Origin of the sequence: Luteibacter sp. 1214 (assembly GCF_031455395.1) — a bacterium.
In the GTDB taxonomy this organism is placed as follows: Bacteria; Pseudomonadota; Gammaproteobacteria; order Xanthomonadales; family Rhodanobacteraceae; genus Luteibacter; species Luteibacter mycovicinus.
The window spans coordinates 551,093-570,681 of record NZ_JAVDSQ010000001.1 but is presented as its reverse complement, the minus strand read 5'-3'; the positions used below and the strand labels follow the sequence as shown (position 1 = coordinate 570,681).

Annotated in this window: 15 protein-coding genes; 11 read left to right on the top strand and 4 right to left on the bottom strand. The window is 63.8% G+C overall.

What is annotated here, in order from left to right; translation table 11 throughout:
* The 7 genes from J2X57_RS02245 (at position 1) to bla (ending at position 9,027) form a co-directional block, all read left to right on the top strand.
* Complete coding sequence (locus tag J2X57_RS02245; RefSeq protein WP_309863288.1) at positions 1-1,995, top strand: beta-galactosidase; 1,995 nt, start codon at positions 1-3, stop codon at positions 1,993-1,995.
* Entirely contained in the window at positions 1,992-3,371 is a 1,380-nt protein-coding gene (locus J2X57_RS02240; RefSeq protein ID WP_036113464.1) for an APC family permease, read from the top strand. Before J2X57_RS02245 ends, J2X57_RS02240 begins: the two co-directional genes overlap by 4 nt.
* Positions 3,350-4,297, top strand: a complete 948-nt coding sequence (locus tag J2X57_RS02235; RefSeq protein WP_309863284.1) for a carbohydrate kinase family protein — start codon at positions 3,350-3,352, stop codon at positions 4,295-4,297. The genes J2X57_RS02240 and J2X57_RS02235 overlap by 22 nt, the downstream gene beginning before the upstream one ends.
* Complete coding sequence (locus J2X57_RS02230; protein WP_036113462.1) at positions 4,275-5,690, top strand: beta-glucosidase; 1,416 nt, start codon at positions 4,275-4,277, stop codon at positions 5,688-5,690. The genes J2X57_RS02235 and J2X57_RS02230 overlap by 23 nt, the downstream gene beginning before the upstream one ends.
* A gap of 65 nt (positions 5,691-5,755) precedes the next feature.
* A complete protein-coding gene (locus J2X57_RS02225) occupies positions 5,756-6,382 on the top strand; it encodes a nucleoside/nucleotide kinase family protein (RefSeq protein WP_309863280.1) in 627 nt (208 codons plus the stop codon).
* A 58-nt stretch (positions 6,383-6,440) separates the two neighbouring features.
* On the top strand, positions 6,441-7,850 hold the full coding sequence (locus tag J2X57_RS02220) for a sugar porter family MFS transporter (RefSeq protein WP_309863277.1): 1,410 nt from the start codon (positions 6,441-6,443) through the stop codon (positions 7,848-7,850).
* A gap of 202 nt (positions 7,851-8,052) precedes the next feature.
* Entirely contained in the window at positions 8,053-9,027 is a 975-nt protein-coding gene (bla, locus tag J2X57_RS02215; protein ID WP_309863274.1) for a class A beta-lactamase, read from the top strand.
* 165 nt (positions 9,028-9,192) lie between these two features.
* On the opposite strand, the gene J2X57_RS02210 is transcribed toward bla, so the two are convergent.
* Together J2X57_RS02210 and J2X57_RS02205 are read right to left on the bottom strand one after the other, a co-directional pair.
* A complete protein-coding gene (locus J2X57_RS02210; protein WP_309864363.1) occupies positions 9,193-10,014 on the bottom strand; it encodes an alpha/beta hydrolase in 822 nt (273 codons plus the stop codon).
* A 303-nt stretch (positions 10,015-10,317) separates the two neighbouring features.
* Positions 10,318-10,692 (bottom strand): hypothetical protein, encoded by a 375-nt coding sequence (locus J2X57_RS02205; RefSeq protein WP_036113460.1) that lies wholly within the window; start codon positions 10,690-10,692, stop codon positions 10,318-10,320.
* Between the two features lie 241 nt (positions 10,693-10,933).
* Here J2X57_RS02205 and J2X57_RS02200 point away from each other — a divergent pair, with 241 nt between their 5' ends.
* From J2X57_RS02200 to J2X57_RS02185, 4 genes are all read left to right on the top strand, one after another.
* Positions 10,934-12,118, top strand: coding sequence for an MFS transporter (locus J2X57_RS02200; protein ID WP_309863271.1), 1,185 nt, complete (start codon positions 10,934-10,936; stop codon positions 12,116-12,118).
* A gap of 612 nt (positions 12,119-12,730) precedes the next feature.
* The gene (locus J2X57_RS02195; protein ID WP_309863269.1) at positions 12,731-13,312 is read left to right on the top strand and encodes a hypothetical protein; all 582 of its coding nucleotides are present in this window, start codon (positions 12,731-12,733) and stop codon (positions 13,310-13,312) included.
* A gap of 9 nt (positions 13,313-13,321) precedes the next feature.
* On the top strand, positions 13,322-13,936 hold the full coding sequence (locus J2X57_RS02190) for a hypothetical protein (RefSeq protein ID WP_309863266.1): 615 nt from the start codon (positions 13,322-13,324) through the stop codon (positions 13,934-13,936).
* A gap of 10 nt (positions 13,937-13,946) precedes the next feature.
* Positions 13,947-14,972, top strand: coding sequence for an XVIPCD domain-containing protein (locus J2X57_RS02185; RefSeq protein WP_309863263.1), 1,026 nt, complete (start codon positions 13,947-13,949; stop codon positions 14,970-14,972).
* 20 nt (positions 14,973-14,992) lie between these two features.
* Here J2X57_RS02185 and J2X57_RS02180 read toward each other — a convergent pair whose 3' ends face one another.
* Together J2X57_RS02180 and J2X57_RS02175 are read right to left on the bottom strand one after the other, a co-directional pair.
* Complete coding sequence (locus J2X57_RS02180; protein WP_309864361.1) at positions 14,993-16,507, bottom strand: DUF5597 domain-containing protein; 1,515 nt, start codon at positions 16,505-16,507, stop codon at positions 14,993-14,995.
* A 62-nt stretch (positions 16,508-16,569) separates the two neighbouring features.
* Positions 16,570-19,371, bottom strand: coding sequence for a TonB-dependent receptor (locus J2X57_RS02175; protein WP_309864358.1), 2,802 nt, complete (start codon positions 19,369-19,371; stop codon positions 16,570-16,572).
* Positions 19,372-19,589 lie beyond the last annotated feature (218 nt).

Here is a 19,589-nt window from a genome sequence, read left to right as displayed (position 1 = left end):
ATGCAACGACGTCGGTTCCTCGCTCTGTCCTTGCTCACGCCACTGGCGTTCGCCGGTCGCGCGTGGGCGGGGCCGTCCGGTGTCGCCGCTTCGGCGGTGGCACCGGACGGGCGCGGACATGCGTTCGCCTTCGGCAAGCGTACGTTTCTTCTCGACGGGAAGCCGTTCCAGATACGCAGTGGCGAGATGCATCCGGCGCGGATCGCGCGTGAGCACTGGCGTCATCGCATCCGGATGGCACGTGCGATGGGTCTCAATACCGTGGCGATCTACGTGATGTGGAATCACCACGAGCGCGAGCCCGGCGTGTTCGATTTCGAAAGCGACAATCGCGACATCGTGGCCTTCATCCGCTTGTGCGCGGAGGAGGGGATGTGGGTGTATCTGCGCCCGGGTCCGTACATCTGCGGTGAGTGGACGAACGGCGGTCTGCCGGCATGGCTCCTGCGCGATCCGGATACCCGCCTGCGCACGCGTGACGATCCCCGTTACATGGCGGCGGTGCGTCGCTATATCGCCGCGCTCGCACCGCGTATCGCTCCGCTGACGGCAGGGGCGGGTGGTCCCGTGCTGATGTTGCAGGTCGAGAACGAGTATTCGATGTTCGCCGACGATGTCGGCTATCTGGAGGCGCTGCGCGACCTATGGCGGGAGCACGGCATCGCGGGACCGTTCTCCGTGTCGGATGGCTGGAAGGACCTGCAGCGGCGTAAGGCCTATCCGAAAGGCATGGCGCTTGGCCTCGATGGTGCGGACGTCGCGGACATGCTCAAGGGCCGGAGCTTCGCGGGCGAGTCGCCCGTGTGGCTGGGCGAGGGTTATCCCGGCTGGCTTACGCACTGGGGTGAGCCGGCCTTCGCGACCAGGGACCTCGTCGAGCCGCTTCGGGAGATCATGCGCGCCGGGTATTCCTTCAACCTGTATGTGGTGCACGGCGGGACCAACTTCGGTCTGACCGCGGGAGCCAATGCGGAGGACGACGGCTCGCAGTTCCAGCCCGTCATCACCAGCTACGACTACGGTGCACCCATCGATGAGCGGGGGCGTGCCACGCCGCACTACGCGGCGTTGCGCCGGGTGATCGTGGAGAGCGCGGGAGTCACGCCGCCCGCGATGCCCGGAGCTCCTCCCTCGGCCACGTTTTCACCGGTGACGCCTGTGCCGTTCGCGTCGCTCTGGGACAACCTTCCGGGCGAGCCGGTCAGGCTGCCATCGCCCGGTCCGAACGAGATCCTGTTCGGCCAGGATCAGGGACTGGTCGTTTATCGCAAGCGGATCGCCGCCGGCAGCGTTCTGCGGCTGGAGAACGTGCGCGATTATGCCGTCGTGCATGTCGATGGGCGTGAAACGGCTGTCGTGTCACGGGTCGAGCATGCGTCGCTCAATTCGCGGCCCGATGTGACGCTGCCTGCGCGTGCCTCGGGCGAGGCGACCGTCGAGGTCCTTGTCGATACCTTCGGCCACATCAATTTCGGGCCGCGGCTGGGTGACCACAAAGGGCTCATCGGGCCGGTGACGCTCGATGGTGTCGCCCTGCATGAGGTCGAGGCGTGGCCGTTGCCGCTGGACGATGCGTGGGTTCGCGGTCTCAAGCCGTTGAAGGCGGCACCGTCGCGAGGTGGGGTGTTCTTCAGGGCGGCGCTTCATGTGGATGTACCTGGCGACGTTTATCTCGACATGAGTGGGTGGGTGAAGGGGTATCTGTGGGTCAACGGGCGGTTGCTGGGGCGGTACTGGAGTGTCGGGCCGCAGCTTCGGTTGTTCTGTCCGGGTCCGTGGTTGAAGGCGGGGGAGAACGAGGTGCTGGTGTTGGATCTGCATCGGGTGGAGGGGGCGGTGATTGCTGCTGCCGATAGTTTGCATGGGGTGGGGCAGGCACCGGTCGCCAGCAGGGCTGGCTCCTACCAGGAGCAGGACCCCGCAGCCCGGTGGGAGCCGACCCTGTTGGCGTCAGGTGCTGGCCGAAGCTACCCGGAAACGGGCCGCGAATCATGAGAGCGACAGCCACCCCGACCGCGAACGCGGTAGCACCAGGAACATCCGCCATACCGCCGCGAGCCATCGGCTTCTGGGGCGGGCTTTCCGCCAACGTCCTCAACATGATCGGCATCGGGCCGTTCGTGACCATCCCGCTCGCCCTCTCGGCCCTGGCAGGACCCTCGGTGCTGCTGGGCTGGGTCGCCGGCGCACTGCTGTGCCTCTGCGACGGTCTGGTCTGGGCCGAACTTGGCTCCACCATTCCCGAATCCGGCGGTCCCTACCATTACCTGCGCGAGGCTTATGGCCGCGACAAAGCCGGCCGTCTGTTCGGTTTCCTCTACCTCTGGCAGACGCTGCTCACCGCGCCGCTTTCCATCGGTTCGGCGGCGGTGGGTTTCGCCCAGTACGCGGGCTTCCTCATCCCGTCCCTGGGGGAAACGGGCAGGGCGCTCGTCGCCGCCGGCTTGTGTCTGCTCAACACGGCCGTGCTCTATCGGCGGGTGGGTCAGATCCAGCGGCTGTCCGTGCTGGTCAGCGCGATCGTCGTGATCGCGTGCGCATGGATCGTGATCAGTGGCATCAGGCACTTCGACATGACGATCGCAAGCCACTTCTTCCAGGCACACGTCGACTCATCTCACGGGTTCTGGCTGGGCCTCGGCGCGGTCGCCCTGATCGCGGTGTACGACTACGGCGGTTACAACAACGTCTGCATGCTGGGCGGTGAGGTGAAGCGGCCGCGGCGCACCATTCCGATGGCGGTGCTCGTTTCCATTCCGCTGGTGGCCGTGCTGTATCTGGGCCTCAACCTCAGCATTCTCGGCGTACTGCCCTGGGAGCAGGCGGCGCACTCGAAGGCCGTGGTCGCCGACTTCATGCAGGCGATCCACGGTCGCACGGGCGGCACGCTGGCCGTGCTCCTGATTCTTCTGGCCAGCTGGGGATCGGCGCTGGTGGTGTTGCTGGGCTACTCACGCGTGCCGTACGCGGCGGCGGCGGACGGCCAGTTCTTTCCCGTCTTCGCGCGCCTGCATCCGCGGGGCGGGTTTCCCACGGTGTCGCTCCTGTTCGTGGGTGCGACGTCCGCCGCGGCCTGCTTCCTGTCACTGGAGCATCTGATCGCGACGCTGATGGTCACGCAGATCCTGTTTCAGTACATCGCGCAGTGCTTCGCCGTGGTGGCCCTGCGTCGTCGCCGCGCCGACGCCGACGTGTTTCGCATGCCGCTGTATCCGCTGCCGCTGGTCGTCAGCGTCATCGGCTGGCTGTATCTCGTGGCGACGGCGGGCACCTCGTCCATCGTCGCCGCCGTGGTCGCGGTCCTCGCGGGCACGCTTCTTTTCCTGTGGCAAGCACGGAGGTCCCGCACGTGGCCATTTCCCCATCGCTGAAATCATGGGATGTCGCCGTCGTCGGAGAGATCTACGCCGATCACGTCTTCAGCGGCTTTCCCTCCTGGCCCGGCCCCGGCGAAGAAGTGATCGCCGAGAACTACGTGCGCGAACTCGGCGGCGGAACGATCAATACCGCCTGTGCCTTGTCGCGGCTCGGACGCCGTGTCCGCCTGGTCGGACTGATCGGCGATGCCGACCTCGACTGGTTCGAAGGCCGTCTGGGCGAATTCGGTGTCAGCATGGACGGTATCCGGCTGGGCAGCGACGGCACCGGCATCACCGTGAGCGTCTCGACGGTGGAGGATCGATCGTTTTTCACTTATCCCGGCGTCAACCGCTCGCTCCCGGAACTGCTGGCGACGTCGGAGATCGTGGTGGATCTGTCCGCCGCCCGTCATGTGCATTTCGCCATGCCGCTGCCGCGCGACCTTGCCTCGACCCTGCTTCCGCTGTTGCGTGAGGCGGGGTGTACGACCTCCCTCGACGTCGGCTACAGCCCGGCGTGGCTGCAAGACCCTGTCAACCGGCTCAGTTGCCGCGATGTCGACCTCTTCCTGCCCAACGACAAGGAAGTCGCGCTGTTATGCGGCGACGACGCCCCCTCGTCCTATGAGGCCTGGTCCGCCGCGGCCGGTATCGCTCGTGCCGTCATGAAACAGGGCGCCCGTGGTGCGTGGATCGCCGATGCACGCGGTCTGCGCCGGGTGCCGGCGCCGCGCATCGAAGCGGTCGACTCCACCGGTGCGGGCGATGCCTTCGACGCGGGCGTCATCGACGGGCTGCTCGATGGCGAGTCCATCGATGGCTGCGTCGAGCGCGGTTGCATCTGCGGGGCGTTGTGTACGACGGCCGCCGGCGCCCTTGAATCGCTTCCCCATCCCCAGCCATTAAGGACACTTCGTGAGCAAACGTACGGATCGTAAGATCGCATTGATCGGAGGCGGCGGTGTCCGGTCTCCGCTTGTCGTGTTCGGCGTCAACGAAGCCGCCGAGGCGCTCGGCGCGGCCGAAATGGTCCTCTACGACCCCGATCCCGAGCGGCTGCGGATCATGGTCGGCCTGGGCAATGCCGTGATCCGTCGCTCGGGCGGCGCGCTGCGGCTACGTGGCGGCACCTCGATGGAAGACACCATCGAAGGCGCCGACTTCGTGCTCAACAGCATTCGTATCGGCGGTATCGCCGGTCGCGCCGCCGACGAACGCGCATCCATCGCGCAGGGATATCCGGGGCAGGAGACGACGGGCCCCGCCGGCGTCGCCATGGCCCTGCGCACCATTCCTGTCGCGATAGAGCAGGCGAAACTCGTCGAGAAGCTGAGCCCGCAGGCGTGGCTGGTCAACTTCACCAACCCCGCCGGCCTGATCACGCAGGCCGTGACCGACCATAGCAAGGCCCGCATCGTCGGCATCTGCGATACGCCGACGGAGCTGTTTCACAATATCGCGCATGCGCTGGGCGAGCCGGCCGACGAGGTCGAGTGCGACTACGTTGGCCTGAACCACCTCGGCTGGGTACGCGGCGTGCGCGTTCGGGGCGAGGAGGTCATCGACACGCTGCTTGCCAGCGATGATCTGCTACGTCAGCTCTATCTGGCGCCGTTGTTCGACTTCGACATGATCCGCACGCTGCGGCTCATTCCCACGGAGTACCTTTTCTTCTACTACGAGCGCCAGCGCGCGCTGGACAACCAGCGCAGGCAGGGCGGGAGCCGCGGTGGCGAAATTCAGAGACTCAACGATGATCTGCTGGCGACGCTGACCGCGCGTCTGGACGCGGGCGACGGCGACGCGGCCGTGGATATCTACGCCGCGTACCTCAACCAGCGTTCCGGCTCGTACATGAAGCTCGAAGCCGAGGGTGGTTCCGCGTTCGATCAGGGGGTCAGCCTGCAGGTCGACCCCTTCCGCGTAGCGACCGGTTACCACCGCATCGCCATCGACGTGATGAGCGCGCTGACCGGTGCGAAACCGGCGCGTATCGTCGTCAACACGCGCAATCGTGGCGCCTTGCCCGATCTGCCCGATAACGACATCGTGGAGATCGCGTCGGATATCTCGCTGGACGCGATCGTGCCCCGTCCCATCGCGCCATTGCCGGATGCGGTGAACGGTCTGGTGCGCTCGGTCAAGGCGTACGAACGTGCCGCGATCGCATCGGTGCTCAACGACCGCCGTCTCGAAGCACGCAAGGCGATGCTGATTCATCCGGCCATCGGACAGTGGACGCCGTCCGGGGACTTGCTCGACGCCTTGCTGGGTCATGCGAACGAAGACGGCGAATGTCTCTGTCAGGGACCCGTCCATCGCCATATATGACGCGATTCATCTCATGCACACATTCGGATCATTAGCTTTTGTCGGTCTTTTTGTCTGGCATCGGCATGATCGAATCCTCCGCAAGGGAGCGCCTGGACGCGCTCATGGAAGGCAGCGGACGCCGCATCCTCGGCATCGCGGGACTACCGGGCGCCGGTAAATCCACCCTCGTGGCGCAATTGCTCGCATACGCCGGCGACGTCGCCGTCGGCGTACCGATGGACGGTTTCCATCTCGCCAATGCCGAGCTCGCCCGTCTGGGCAGGGCCGCCCGTAAGGGCGCCTCCGATACGTTCGACGCGGCGGGCTATGTCGCCTTGCTGCGCCGCCTTAGCTCGCCGGTGCCGGGCGAGACGGTCTACGCACCGGCGTTTCATCGTGAAATCGAAGAGCCGATCGCCGGCGAGATCGCCGTGCCGTCCGATGTACGTCTGGTCATTACCGAAGGCAACTACCTGCTGCTGGATGAAGGTCCCTGGCAAGACGTCCAGGGCCTGCTCGACGAGGTCTGGTTCGTCGACGTCGACGACGCACAGCGCCATGAGCAATTGCTCGCGCGGCACATGCGCTACGGCCGCGACCGCCAGGCCGCGCTCGACTGGATCGAAAACACCGACGAGCCGAATGCCCGCCGCATCGCTTTGACGGCACCGAAGGCGGATTTCCGTGTGCGCGTGAGCGTGGCGGCGTGATCTCGTTCAAGAACAACTCGCGGGGGCGAGGGCTTCTTCATCCTCCCAGGAGAAACGCATGCATGCGGTAACCCCATCCAAGGTCGACAGCGAGGGCGGCAGCACCGCCCTGGTCGTCGGTATCGCGGTCATCGCCGCGCTCGGCGGCCTTTTGTTCGGCTACGACACCGGCGTGATCGGCGTCGCGCTTCTGGGCCTCGGTCGTGAGTTCGCTCTCGACGACACCACCAAGCAGCTCGTCACCGGCGCGATCATCTTCGGTGCCTTGTTCGGTTGCCTCGGTACCGGCCCGCTGTCCGACCGGTTCGGTCGCCGACGCATGGTGATCTTCGTCGGCGTGCTGTTCGCGCTTGGCTCGATCGCCTCGGCCATGTCGGGCAGCGTCGAGATGCTGATCGCGGCGCGTTTCCTGCTCGGCCTGTCGGCCGGCAGTTCCACACAGATCATTCCCGTCTACATCGCCGAGGTGTCGCCGCCGAAGCACCGGGGCAAGATGGTGGTGCTGTTTCAGTTCATGGTGGTGTTCGGCATCACCGTGGCGTACTTCACCGGATTCCTGCTCGGCGAACACTGGCGCTGGATGTTCGGTCTCGGTGTGGTTCCGGCGGTGATCCTGCTGGGTGGCATGTTCATTCTCCCGGAGAGCCCGCGCTGGCTGGTGACGCAGGGTCGCAAGAATGAAGCCATCGACGTGCTCGAGCGGGTTCGCGGCGACCGTCGCGCGGCCGAAGCGGAAGTCGTCGAGATCGAGGGCGTTTCCCAGAACGAGGAAACCGGGCGCTGGAAGGATTTCGCCAAGCCCTGGATCCGTCCGGCCATCATCGTGGGCGCGAGCATCTCCATGTTCTCGCAGATCACCGGCAACAACGCGCTGATCTATTACGCGCCGACCATCCTCACCAAGGCCGGCTTCTCGGACAAATGGGCCGTGCTCGGCACCGGCGGCAGCACGCTGCTCGTGGTCGTCATGACGGTCATCGGAAGCATCCTGGTCGACAAGATCGGGCGCCGTCGTTACCTGCTGTGGATGATTCCCGGCTCGATCGTGGCGCTCGTGGTGATGGGCATCCTGTTCGAAGGGCAGGGGCCGCAGACCGACGTGAGTCGCGTGCTGGTCGTCGCCTGTCTGGCCGCGTACCTGATGCTGAACTGCGGTGGCTTCGGCGTCTGCATCTGGCTGATCAACTCCGAGGTATACCCGCTGTTCGTTCGCGGCAAGGGCGCGAGCCTGGGCGCCTTCAGCCACTGGTTCTTCGATCTGCTGGTCACCTTGAGCACGCTGTCGCTGGTCACCTGGCTGGGCGCGTCGCATACGTTCTGGCTCTACGCGGTGATCTCGCTCGGTGCTCTGGTCTTCATCTACTACCTCGTGCCCGAGACGATGGGCAAGAGCCTGGAGCAGATCGAGCACGAACTGCGCGAAGAGCGGTTCTATCCGTTCCAGCAAAAGCGCTTGAAGAAGAGCTGAGCCCAGTTTCCGGTGGTCGCTTTATGTAGGAGCCAGCCCTGCTGGCGATGGGTGCTCGCCGTACACCCCCCCCATCGCCAGCAGGCCTGGCTCCTACAACAGCCGCTGCCGGTCAAAGCTCCCACCGGCCCCCGATTTGCCACCAAAAACGCAGAACCATGCGGCAGCATGGCGCCTCGGTCATCCCCCCCAAGGCGCTCCCATGCTGAAGCACACCTTCCTCGCGTTATCGCTGGCCCTGGCCGCCGGCTCGGCCATCGCCGCCGACAAGTCCGCGACGCTGCAGGCCTCCCTGCAAAAGCTCGCCGATCAGGCCAAGCCCGCCAAATTCGGCATCATCGTCGTCGATCTGGATGGCAGCGCCTCGGCTAAGGTCAACGACGACCGGGCCTATATGCTGATGAGCACCTTCAAGGCACCCGTGTCGGCCGCCGTTCTGCATCAGGTGGATGCAGGCAAGCTCCGCCTCGACCAGAAAGTGCACGTCACACCGGCCGACGTCACGGCCGGTTCCGCCGTCCCGTCGATTGGCGCGCGCGCCGCTAAGGGCCCGATCGATGTCACCGTCAGCGAACTGATGACTGCCGCGGTTACGCAGAGCGACAACACGGCCGTGGACGCGCTCTTGAAACTGGTCGGTGGCGGCCAGGTGGTCACGGCATACCTCAAGGACAAGGGCGTCGAGGGCATGCGCATCGATATGGATGAGCGCGCGGTGGGGCATGTGTTCGAAGGTCTGGCCCAAGGCGCGGAGCCACCTCTGCACGAAACGACCGTGCAAGAATCGGCGCGGCTGCTGAAGGGCTACGAGGCCGCGATCGTGATGCAGGAGAACACAACGACGCTGGACGGCGCCGCGACGTTCCTGCGCAAGTTGCAGGCTGGCGAGTTGCTCTCGGCTGCATCGACCAAGCGCCTGCTCGACATGATGCGGGCTCAGGTCATTCCGAATCGCATCCGCGCGGGGCTGCCAGCGGGCTTCAGCATCGCGGACAAGACGGGTACGGGTGCCAGCAATGGCGATCGTATCGCCGCGTGGAACGATATGGCGATCATTACCGCGCCCAACGGCAAGCGTGCCGTGGTCGGCGCCTTCCTCCGCGACACCACCTCAACGGCTGAGCAGCGAGCCGCGTGGTTCAAAGAGCTAGGTACCGTTGTTTCGAAGCAGCTGTAGCAGGAGCGAGCCCGCTCGCGAACCCTCACGGATAAACGTGGCGAATGAGGCTTTGCACCTCATTGCGCCAGCGTTATGCCCCGAGGGTTTCGCGGGCAGGGCCCGCTCCTACAGAAAGCGCGTGACGTCGGGCCCTTCGCGTCACGTCGGGCCCTTCGCGTCACATCAGGCCTTGATGAAGTCCAGCAGGTCTTTGTTGAGGACGTCCGCGTGGACGGTCAGCATGCCGTGCGGGTAGCCCTTGTAGAGCTTCAGCTGCGCGCCCGGCACCAGCTTGGCGGAGAGTACGCCCGCGTCCTGGTAAGGAACGATCTGGTCGTCGTCGCCGTGCAGCACGAGCGTCGGCACCGTGATCGCCTTGAGGTCTTCGGTGAAGTCGGTTTCCGAGAAGGCCTTGATGCAGTCGTAGTGGGCCTTGGCACCGCCCATCATGCCCTGGCGCCACCAGTTGTCGACCACGCCGTCGAGGGTCTTCACGCCCGGACGGTTGAAGCCGTAGAACGGGATCGGCACTTCACGGTAGAACTGCGCGCGGTTATCGGCGAGCGCCTTGCGGAAGCCGTCGAACACCGAGATATCCAGGCCACCCGGATTGGCCGCGGTCTTGAGCATGATCGGCGGCACGGCGCTGACCAGCACGGCCTTGGCCACGCGGCCTTTGCCATGACGGGCGACGTAGCGCGCCACTTCGCCACCGCCGGTCGAGTGACCGATATGCACGGCGTTCTTCAGGTCGAGGTGCGTGGTGAGTTCCGCGACGTCGGCCGCATACGTGTCCATGTCGTTGCCGGTCGCGGTCTGCGACGAACGGCCGTGACCACGACGGTCATGCGCGATTACGCGGAAGCCATTGTTCAGGAAGAACATCATCTGGGCATCCCAGTCGTCCGAGCTCAGCGGCCAACCGTGATGGAAGACGATCGGCTGACCGGTACCCCAATCCTTGTAATAGATCTCGGTGCCGTCTTTGGTCGTGATGAAAGACATGTCGCCTACCTTCTTGCTGGTTTTGGAAGAGGAATGGGTCGTTGCGGCCGGCGCGGCATTGACGCCGGAGGCAAGCACGCTCGCGCCAACGAGCGTGCCCGCGGCGAGGGTCCCCGCGCCGACGACGAAATTGCGGCGGCTGGCATCGTGGCCAGCGCCGAGGGAGGTTGAATCGCTCACGGGGTGTCTCCTTGATTGTCCCGTGACATCTTGCGGAAGCGGGAAACGTTCCGGCTAGAACGCAATTGCCTCCATTTTGACGAGGCGTGACTTTTGATCAACACAAAGTGTCGCCGCAGACGATCAGCGCTGGGCGAGGCGCTCGCGTTCGGCCATTTCCTCGACGGTGTAGCGGGTTTCCGGAACGGCTTCCAGGCGCTCGCGCGGAATGGGCTCACCATTGCCATCCGAGATGCCATAGGTGCCATCGGCGATCTTCTCGAGGGCGCGGTTGATGTCGCCGAGGCGGTTTTCGTTGTGCGACAGCAGGGCCTCGTCCGCATCCTGCTGGGCGAAGCGATCGCCGTCGTCGCCTTCGTCCTGCGGCTCGCCACCGGCGGCGGTCTGAAGCGCCGACTCGTCGGCCCCCGCCGCATCGCCCGTGGCGATCAGCTGGGCGCGCAGGTCTTCGAGGCGCTGTTTCTGGTGTTCGATAAAGGCGGCATCGAGCTTCGACATGAGTGGATCCTGTCCGTGTGGGAATCCTCCATGGTGTACCCCTTGCCGCGTTCAGGGATTGTGCAATCGTGCGTTTCAGCGGCTCGCCGGTCGGCCCTCTGTCAACGCACCGCGGCGACCCCTCGATTCGCCAGGACGGTCGCTACGGCGGATACCCGCGTGGCGCTGACGAAACATCCAAGCCCGGGTGTGGTGCAATGCACGATCATTCTTACGGCACCACCGACCCGGAGCTTTCACGATGAGTAACGCCACACAGGGCAGCGGCCTGCCGCGTAGCACCCTGTATGCCATGGCACTGGCCGCCGGCCTCGCCGTCGCCAACATCTACTACAACCAGCCGATGCTCGGCATCATGGGCCGCGACCTGCACGACGGCGCCGTCGAGCGCTGGGTGCCGATGCTGACGCAGCTGGGCTACGCGGCGGGGCTGTTGTTCCTCGTGCCGTTGGGTGACGCGTTCGAGCGCCGCCGCCTGATCGTGCTCCAGTTCATCCTGCTGGCGATCGCGCTGGTCGTCGCCGCGCTCGCGCCCGGCCTCGCGACACTGGCCTTCGCCTCCGTGATCGTCGGTGCGGCCGCGACGGTGGCGCAGCAGATCGTTCCGTTCGCGACCATTCTGTCCGAGCCGTCGAAACGTGGTGCGGCGGTGGGCACAGTGATGAGCGGCCTGCTCACCGGCATCCTGTTGAGCCGGACGATCGCCGGCTTTGTGTCGAGCGCGGCCGGCTGGCGAGTGATGTTCTGGATCGCCGTGCCCATCGCGCTCCTGGCGGCCCTGCTCATGGCGCTGCGCCTGCCGGAGCACCGCCCGCCACGCCGTGTGGGTTTTGCCGAGCTGTTCGGTTCACTGGTCAGTCTGTGGCGCGGCGAACCGCTGCTGCGTCGTGCCGCGCTTACGCAGGCCATGATCTTTGCCTCGTTCTCGGCGTTCTGGACGGTCCTTGCGCTCCGCCTCGAGCAGCCGCCGCTCAATCTTGGCGCCGCCTCCGCCGGCTTGTTCGGCGTGGTCGGTGCCGTGGGCGTCGCGATGGCGCCACTCGCCGGACGCGTCGCGGACCGCAAAGGTCCGTGGATCGTCATCTCGCTGGGTGCGGCAGCGACGGTCGTGGCGTGGGGCATCTTCGCGATCTGGCCGACGCTTGCCGGTCTCATCATCGGCGTTATCGTGCTCGACTTCGGCGTGCAGATCGCGCTGGTGTCGCATCAGCACCTGATCTACGGTCTGCACCCCGAGTTCAAGAGCCGTCTCAATACGTTGTTCATGACCACCATGTTCGTCGGTGGAGCGATCGGTTCGTTCGCCTCCGCCGAAGCGTGGCGCCGTGCGGGGTGGCTCGGCGTGTGCCTGCTCGGTGGTGGTTTCGCTTTGATCGCGCTGGTGGCGCGGCTGTTACATCGGCCGACATCGCTCCCAACCCATTGAAAGCGGTCCCATTCCATCTTTACATGGGCGCGCGACGCACATTGCGCGCCCGCTCGCATCCGGATCAGGGCACAGGCTGCCTTCACCCACCGTTCCATACTTTTCCATCGCTGTCTCCCTGATGAGTGAGCAGTAGCCAGCTCCGGTAGGAGCCAGCCCTGCTGGCGATCCCACCCGCCCCGAGTTGTGGCATGCCTCAATTCCACAGACATGCCACCATCGCTCAACGATGACTCTCATCGGCCTGCCCGAGACCGGGCACGGGGCGGTGTGCTGGAGAAGTGGATTGCGACGTCCGTCACTGCCAGTCGGCCACACGGTTACGCGCCGGATGCTATCGGCAAGAAAAACCTCAGTGACAACGTTCCGCGCTCTCACCGCTCTGAACGATGGTTGCCTGCGATGCGTGGAATGCGATTCCGCAGGCAACAGGCATAAGCTAGTAAAAAAGCTACGCGGTGTATTGAGAATCGCGACCAATGTTCCCTTTTTTCGTTCTTTGAGAATAGCTGTGTCAGCGTCCGTGGCTTGACGTGTTCCCATAGACTTCTTCATCCTTCAGCCCCTTGGAGAAAGGGAATGCACCGTACGCCGCGAGGCGACTGGAAAGGGATGAAGAAGTCCAAGTACAAATTCGCTACGTGGCCGCTTGCGTGCCTCCTGCTGTTCGCCAGTGCGTGCAGGCAAGAAACGACTGCACCAGCACCTGGGGATATGCCGGTACGGCGCGCGTTCTACCTCGACAAAGCCGGAAGCACATTAACGGTCGACTTCTGGCTGCGCGAAGGCGACGCTGACCTGTCACGACATTTCATGGTTGCTGTCGAACATCCGCACATACTGCGGAATGTTACGCGTCTCATTGGGACGACAACGCCTGCAGTGCACGCGGAAATCTGGCGGGTGAGTGGCGAGAAACATGCGCCTATCGATATCTTCAACGCGGTGCCTATCACGGGGGCTTGTCGCGTGAATGTGGCGAAGACGCGATTGCCATCGGGTTCATTTCCATCGGAATTGCACCTCCACCCCTTCGTTGGCGACGAGGTGCGTGAGGGGAGTGTCTTGGGCTCTTTCTGCGCCGACGGTTATGGTCACTACGTGGCACGAATCAAAACCGTGCTTGACTTGGATTGGTTGAAAAATGTACCTACAGAAATCGTGATTGGCCAGGCGTACAACACAGCGAAGTAGGAGATAGGGATGTCAGACACATCACTTAGAACTAGCCGTCGCACGCATTTATTTGGGAACCTTTTCTGCTGGTTAGTGGTTTTGATGCTTGGTGCACTTTGTGCTGGTTGCGGTAATCGTTCAGCAGCGCCGGTAGCTGGCGGCATACCCATAAGACAAGGCTTTTCCTTGGCCAAATCAGGGAACACAACGACGATCGATTTCTGGTTGCGTGAGGAAGAGGCGGATCTGAGTCGGCGCTTTATGCTGGCGGTGGAATTTCCGGTCGCGCATCAGGCAACGATTGAGTTCGTAAGAAAGGCGAGTCCCGCGATACGTGCTCAGGTGTGGAAGGTCGACGGTGAAGTTTTATCGCCGATGAATGTCCTGGACATGAGCGGCATGTACGCTGCTTACGGCAAGTCGAGGCTATGGAATCCGTCGACGTCACGACCAGTGCAGCCCCTGCTTCATCTTCAACCCGATGGCAACGACGGGAGCATGGAATACGTTGTTGCCGGAGGCTTTTACGCGGAGGGCTACGGGCACTACAGGGCGAGAGTGGAAACCGCCTTCGATTTGCCTGTCTTCGAAGGCGTTCATGCGGAGCTTGTAATCGATCAGTTCTACAACACAGGAAAGTAGGAGGAAATGGATGCCAGAAAGAAAGTATGCCGTGACGATTTATGTTGCGGCACCCGGAACGCCACTGTTGCTAGATGGCGGTACATCGTTGCCGGGACATATGTATTTCAGTACCGAGGACGCAACGGGTAACAAGAGAAGCTTTGGATTCGCGCCCATCGAGCATGGAAGCGCTTCAGGCCCGGGTCGCCGTTATGACAGCGATGTCGATAACTACAGCAAGCCGGTCTATGCAAGGACCATGGAGATCACAAAGGACCAGTTCGATCGCTTGAACGAGTTTGGCCATGATGCTGGAAAATTTGGTTTCAACATGCAATACCAGGACGTCCGAAACAACTGCGTCGACTTCACGTGGGCTGCCTTGAATCACGCCGGAATCCACCGCGAGAAGCATATTGTTTTACCCGGAAGTGGTGGCCCTGGCTCCGAAGTACGGATTCGTGCGCCGGTCGACGTGTCCGGAAAGGATGCCCTGCGTCCCACCCACAACATCAGAGACATTCAGAGCATCGAGAATCCTGTGCCGCACAGCCCGGTGAACACGGAGAAGCGGAATCCGATGCCGAAGGACCAGTCTCCGATGCAGTGGCTTCTGAGCGATAAACACAGGCTCGACCAGCCCGCTCATCCAGCGAACGGTATGTTCCGCCAGGCGATGGATGGCATCGCCAAGCTGAACGCGGAGCACGGTGTTGCGCCCAGCCCTCGCGATTCGCGCTTTGCAGGCTCACTGACCGTGGCCGCCACCGCGGAAGGCATGCGCGGGATCGATCACGTTATGCTGAGCGACGACGCGAGCCGGGCGTTCGCGGTGGAAGGCAACCTGCAAAGCGTGCATGGCCTCGACCGGAAGATGGCGTGGGTAGAGACGATGCAGGCTTTGGAGACGCCGTTGGATCGAAGCAGTGCGGCGTGGCCGCAGGCCGAAGAGCAGGGCAGGGCTCTGGTGCAGCAGCAGGAACAGCAGCAACAACAACAGGCTCAGCAGGAAATAGCGCGGCCATCGAAGGCGCCGGTCATGAGCCTGAGCTAAAACAAACTTTCCGCCTTGGCTCAGTAGTCCCCAAGGCGGACCTTCAGGTAAACCGGCTTCTGACCCAGATTGATCCCATAGTCCGTCTCATCGCCGTTCCACCAGCGACGCGCCTTCCAGACCCCTCCTTCGTAAGCGCCTTCCTCAACCCGCAGCACCTGACCCATCCGCTTGTCGGAACGATCCCGCTCGAACTCCACTCGTGCATGGAACCCAACGAGCAAATACTCGTCCTTACCCAGCGGAATAAACAGCACATGCCCATCGGCGGCGGGGTTACCCGGCAATTCCGGCGGTGCGTCTCCCCACGAAGGTGCCCCATACGACACATGCGCCGTCCAGCCACCGCCCAGCGCAACGTCCGACTTCGCCTGCCCACGTTGCTCGACGGCAGCTTTCAGTGTCCCGCGAAACGCTGCGTCGGCAACCAGCCCCTGAATCGGCCCAACCAGCGCGAAGTTCCGCGCATGCGCCTCGATAGCCGCCTTGACCTCAGGCGTATCCGCCGGATGATCGATACCGAAGATCGAAAAACCCACGCCGCCCTGCGCAAGTACATGGAACAGGTAAGGCGCATTCCCCGCCTCGAACCCCGTCTCGGAGATCCACGGCGGATTGTCCGCCCGCGTGTACTGCCCGACGACCTTCGTAAACTCGTTGTAATCGGTGCTGTAGAGATCGGTGCCGATGAAGTCGATGTGCGACGCGCTGACCTTCCAGGTGTCGAGCACGTTCCAGGTGGCGCCGCCGCTGGGATAGTCGTAGCCAGGCATGTGTTTGCCCTTGTAGCGCAGCCATGTGTTGACGTACATCGGTAACGGGTAGCGGGCCTTGCCAGCGGAGGCGACCTGATCGATGTAGCGCGAGATGCCATAGGCGTTGAATTGCTCGTCGGCGTCGGCCCCGAACGTTGCCGTCCAGTCGCCACCGGGAGGACGACGGAGCGCCCGCGTCAGCGCATCCGGCACCGGCGCGGCAAAGGCTTTCTCAGCGGCCGGCGAATGGTCCCGGATCGCACCGATGCTTCCCGGTTCGTTCTCCACCTGCACCATGATGACCGTATGCCGGTCGCCGTCGACCTTGCGCAGGTGATCCATGAGTGCGGCGAAGGCCGTCTCATCCGCATGCAGGTTGGATTCCGCATACGGCGACATGTCTTCCTGCGGCGTGCCGTGTTCGTCGAGCGCCCGTGGGTAATGCACCGGGTCGGATTTCATCCATTCCGGCACATAGTGCATCTGCCCGTTCTTCCAGCTGCCGAACCAGAGCACCACCAGACGAAGCCCATGCGAGCGAGCGCCCGCGATAAGCGCATCTAGATTGGTCGTATCGTGTTTGCCGGGAGATGGCTCGAACTGCTCCCAGTACACCGGCGCCTCAAGTGTATTGGGATGCAGGGCAAGCACGTCGTCCCAGACCTCGGGCAGCACCGCCGGCCACGCACTGGAGTTGTGCAGCTGCACGGCGAGCACCGTAAACGGCTTGCCGTCGACCTGCAGCGCGTGCCGCCCGTTCGCGTGTACGACGCTGGGCATATCCGTGGCGAGCGCGGAAGCGCTCGCCACGGCAAGGCAGCACCCAGCCAGAACGGTGCGGATCAAAACGACACCGTCGCGCGGACCCAGTAATAGCGGCCGAGCAGGTCGTAGGTGGCGACGTCGGTATTGGCGTTGGTCACGTTGTTGGAATAGTAGAGGGGCGGCTGTTTGTCGGCGACGTTGTCGATACCCAGGTCGAAGCGGGTATGCCATGGCTGCACGTTATAGCCTACCTGGATGTTGTGGTAGACGTACGCGCCCACCTTACGCTCGACGCCCGCGACATCGGAGTCGGCCGAGAGACCCTGGGTCAGATCGTCGCTGCCGATCTGCGAGCGGCCGACGTAACGCATGCGCCATGACGCGCTCCAGTCACCCATCGACCAGTTGAGGGTGCCCAGGCCGCGCCACCGCGGGAAGTTGCCATACGAGTACGTGTACATGCCCGCGTTGTGGATCACCACCGAGCTGGGATCGGTCGTGTCCGGGTTGACGTCGTAGCGCTTCATGTACGTGCCGTTGAGCGACGCGTTGAACTTGCCGAAGCTCGTTTCAGGAAAGCGATAGGCCAGGCCGAAATCCGTTCCCGCCGCCCACAGCTTGCCGAGGTTGACGGTGGGCTCGGCGATGTAATTGATCGTACCGTTGCCGTTGCGGTGGATCAGGGCGCAGAACGCGCTGGACGGATTGGAATAGCACTGGTTCATCACCGTCTGCGCGGACACGGTGGAAATCGTGTCTTTCAGGTTGATCTTCCAGCTGTCCACGCTGAAGGACAGGCCGTCGAGCCAGTGCGGATCGTAGACGAAGCCGACGTCGTACGAGCGACCGGTCTCCGGCTTGAGCTGATAGCCGGCGAGCACCGAGCCCGACGCCTTGCCCGAAACCTGGCCATCGGCCTGGCGATACGAGCCGTCGGTCGGCACGTTGGCGCAGGCCGCCTCATGGCCGCCGGTATAGCCGTTGCAGGGGTCGTTGGCGGTTGCCGCGTCGCCGGCCACCCCCGCGTAGAGTTCACTGGTGTTGGGCGCACGGAACACCTGCGAGACCGTGCCGCGCAGCAGCAGGTCGTCGACCGGACGCCACTCGAGCGAGACCTTGCTGTTGGTCTTGCTGCCGACGGTGCTGTAGTCGGACCAGCGCGAGCCCACGGTCAGATTCAGCGAGCGGATGCCGGGCAGGTCCGAAAGCAGAGGTACGAGGGCTTCGGCATAGGCTTCCTTGACGTTGAAACTGCCTGCCAGCGTGGACGCGCAGTACTCGATGACGCCGCAAAGCCCGTTTTCGTCGCCGGTCCAGAGGGAGTCGGCCGAGGTGGACGTGCTCTCCTTGCGGTACGAGAGGCCCGTCGCGAGGCTCACCGTACCGGCGGGCAGGTCGAAGAGATCGCCGTTCGCGTTGGCCTCGAACTGCTTCACGGTGTACACGCTGGTGACCGTCGGGTTGACGATCATCGACTGCAGCGTGGCGAGGCTGGACGCCGAATTGAGGTTGAAGATGTCCAGCGGCGTGCAGCCGGCGATGGCATTGCCCGCGGTACCGCAGCGCACGCTGCCGTCGCTATCGAGAAACGACGGGCCGACCGCCTGATTGAATGCGTCGTAATCGAGGAAGCCGTTGTTGCGCGAGATCTGACGCACGCGACCATAGTTGATATCCGCGTCCCACTGCCAGCTGCTGTTGCCGAACGAGCCGCGCAGGCCGGGATTGAGCTGCAGGTTGTACGTGTTGTACTGGTAACTCCGGTTGCCGAGGACCGTGGCCCGCGAGTTGAGGTCGTTGTACGAGGTGCCGGTGGTACGGTCGGTACCGAAGTTCACGCCGTACGGGTTGTAGTAGCTGTCGGCCGAGACGAGAAAGTTGTCCCCGTTGGCGAAGATCGGAATCGGCGCTATCACCGACGACGACCTGGTCTTGCTGAAATAACCGTTGACGTATGCCTGTACCGAGGGCGTGATCTGGTATTTGCCCAGTACGAAGGCATTCGTGCGTTTCTGCGGAGTCTGTAGCAAGTTATAGGGCTGGTAGTTGTACGAATCGCTGCCGCCATAGCAGTGGAAGTCGCCCCGGCCGGTCGCGCCGGTCACACCCGGGTTGAGGGTGACGCGTGAGCAACCGGACGACGCGGCCAGGGCATCGGAAGCGGCGGAGCCGTCGTTGAAGTTGATCGAGCCGCCCGGCGTGGCCGACGAGCCTTGCTTCACCGACGCGCCGTCGATCAGGTAGAGCGCGTCCTTCGAATAGTCGCGCGCCGCGGCCGAGACCGCGTCGATGTCGCTGTAGGAGAGGCCGGCGATGATGCTGTAGTTGCTGCCGGTGTGGCCGGCGGTCAGCGAGAAGTTGCGCCGGTTGCCGTCGCTCTGCCGGCTGGTTCCGAAGTCGCTGGAGATCTGCACCCCATCGTAATGATCGCGCAGGATGAAGTTGACCACGCCGCCGATGGCATCCGAGCCGTAAACGGCCGAGGCGCCATCGCTGAGCACCTCCACGCGCTCGATCATGCTGGCGGGAATGGCGTTGACGTCGTTATAAGCGAGACGTACGCCGTTGACGAGGATCAGCGTGCGCTTGTCGCCGAGGCCGCGTAGCGAAACGGTGGACGCGCCCGTACCGCCGCCGTTGTTCGTGTTCGGGTTGGTCGCGTTGCCTGCGATCGAAGGGAGTTCCTGCACGAGATCGCCGAGGGTCGGCTTGCCGGTGGCTTCGATCGCCGCACGATCCACCGTGACCACGGGGTTGGCGGTTTCGGTATCGACGCGGCGGATCCGCGAACCGGTGACGGTCACGGCATCCAGTGTTTTGGCGTCGGAGCTCGTGGCGCCGGTGGTGTCCTGGGCAAACGTGGCGCCGCTGCTTCCCAGCAGGGCGAGACAAAGCGCGGCATGAAGCGTCGTGCCGGCGAAGCGCCTGGAGGAGGTCGGACAACACGAGCGGTCGTGCCTGGTGCGATGACGTAAATACATGGCTTCCCTCGTTGGCGGTGGCGATAGGGTGCAAAACTCCGTCGGCCGGTCGGCAGACCGGTCGCTGGGCAGGTGAAGCGTTTCCCTGCGCGCGCTAGCGCGTCGCACCGGGCCCG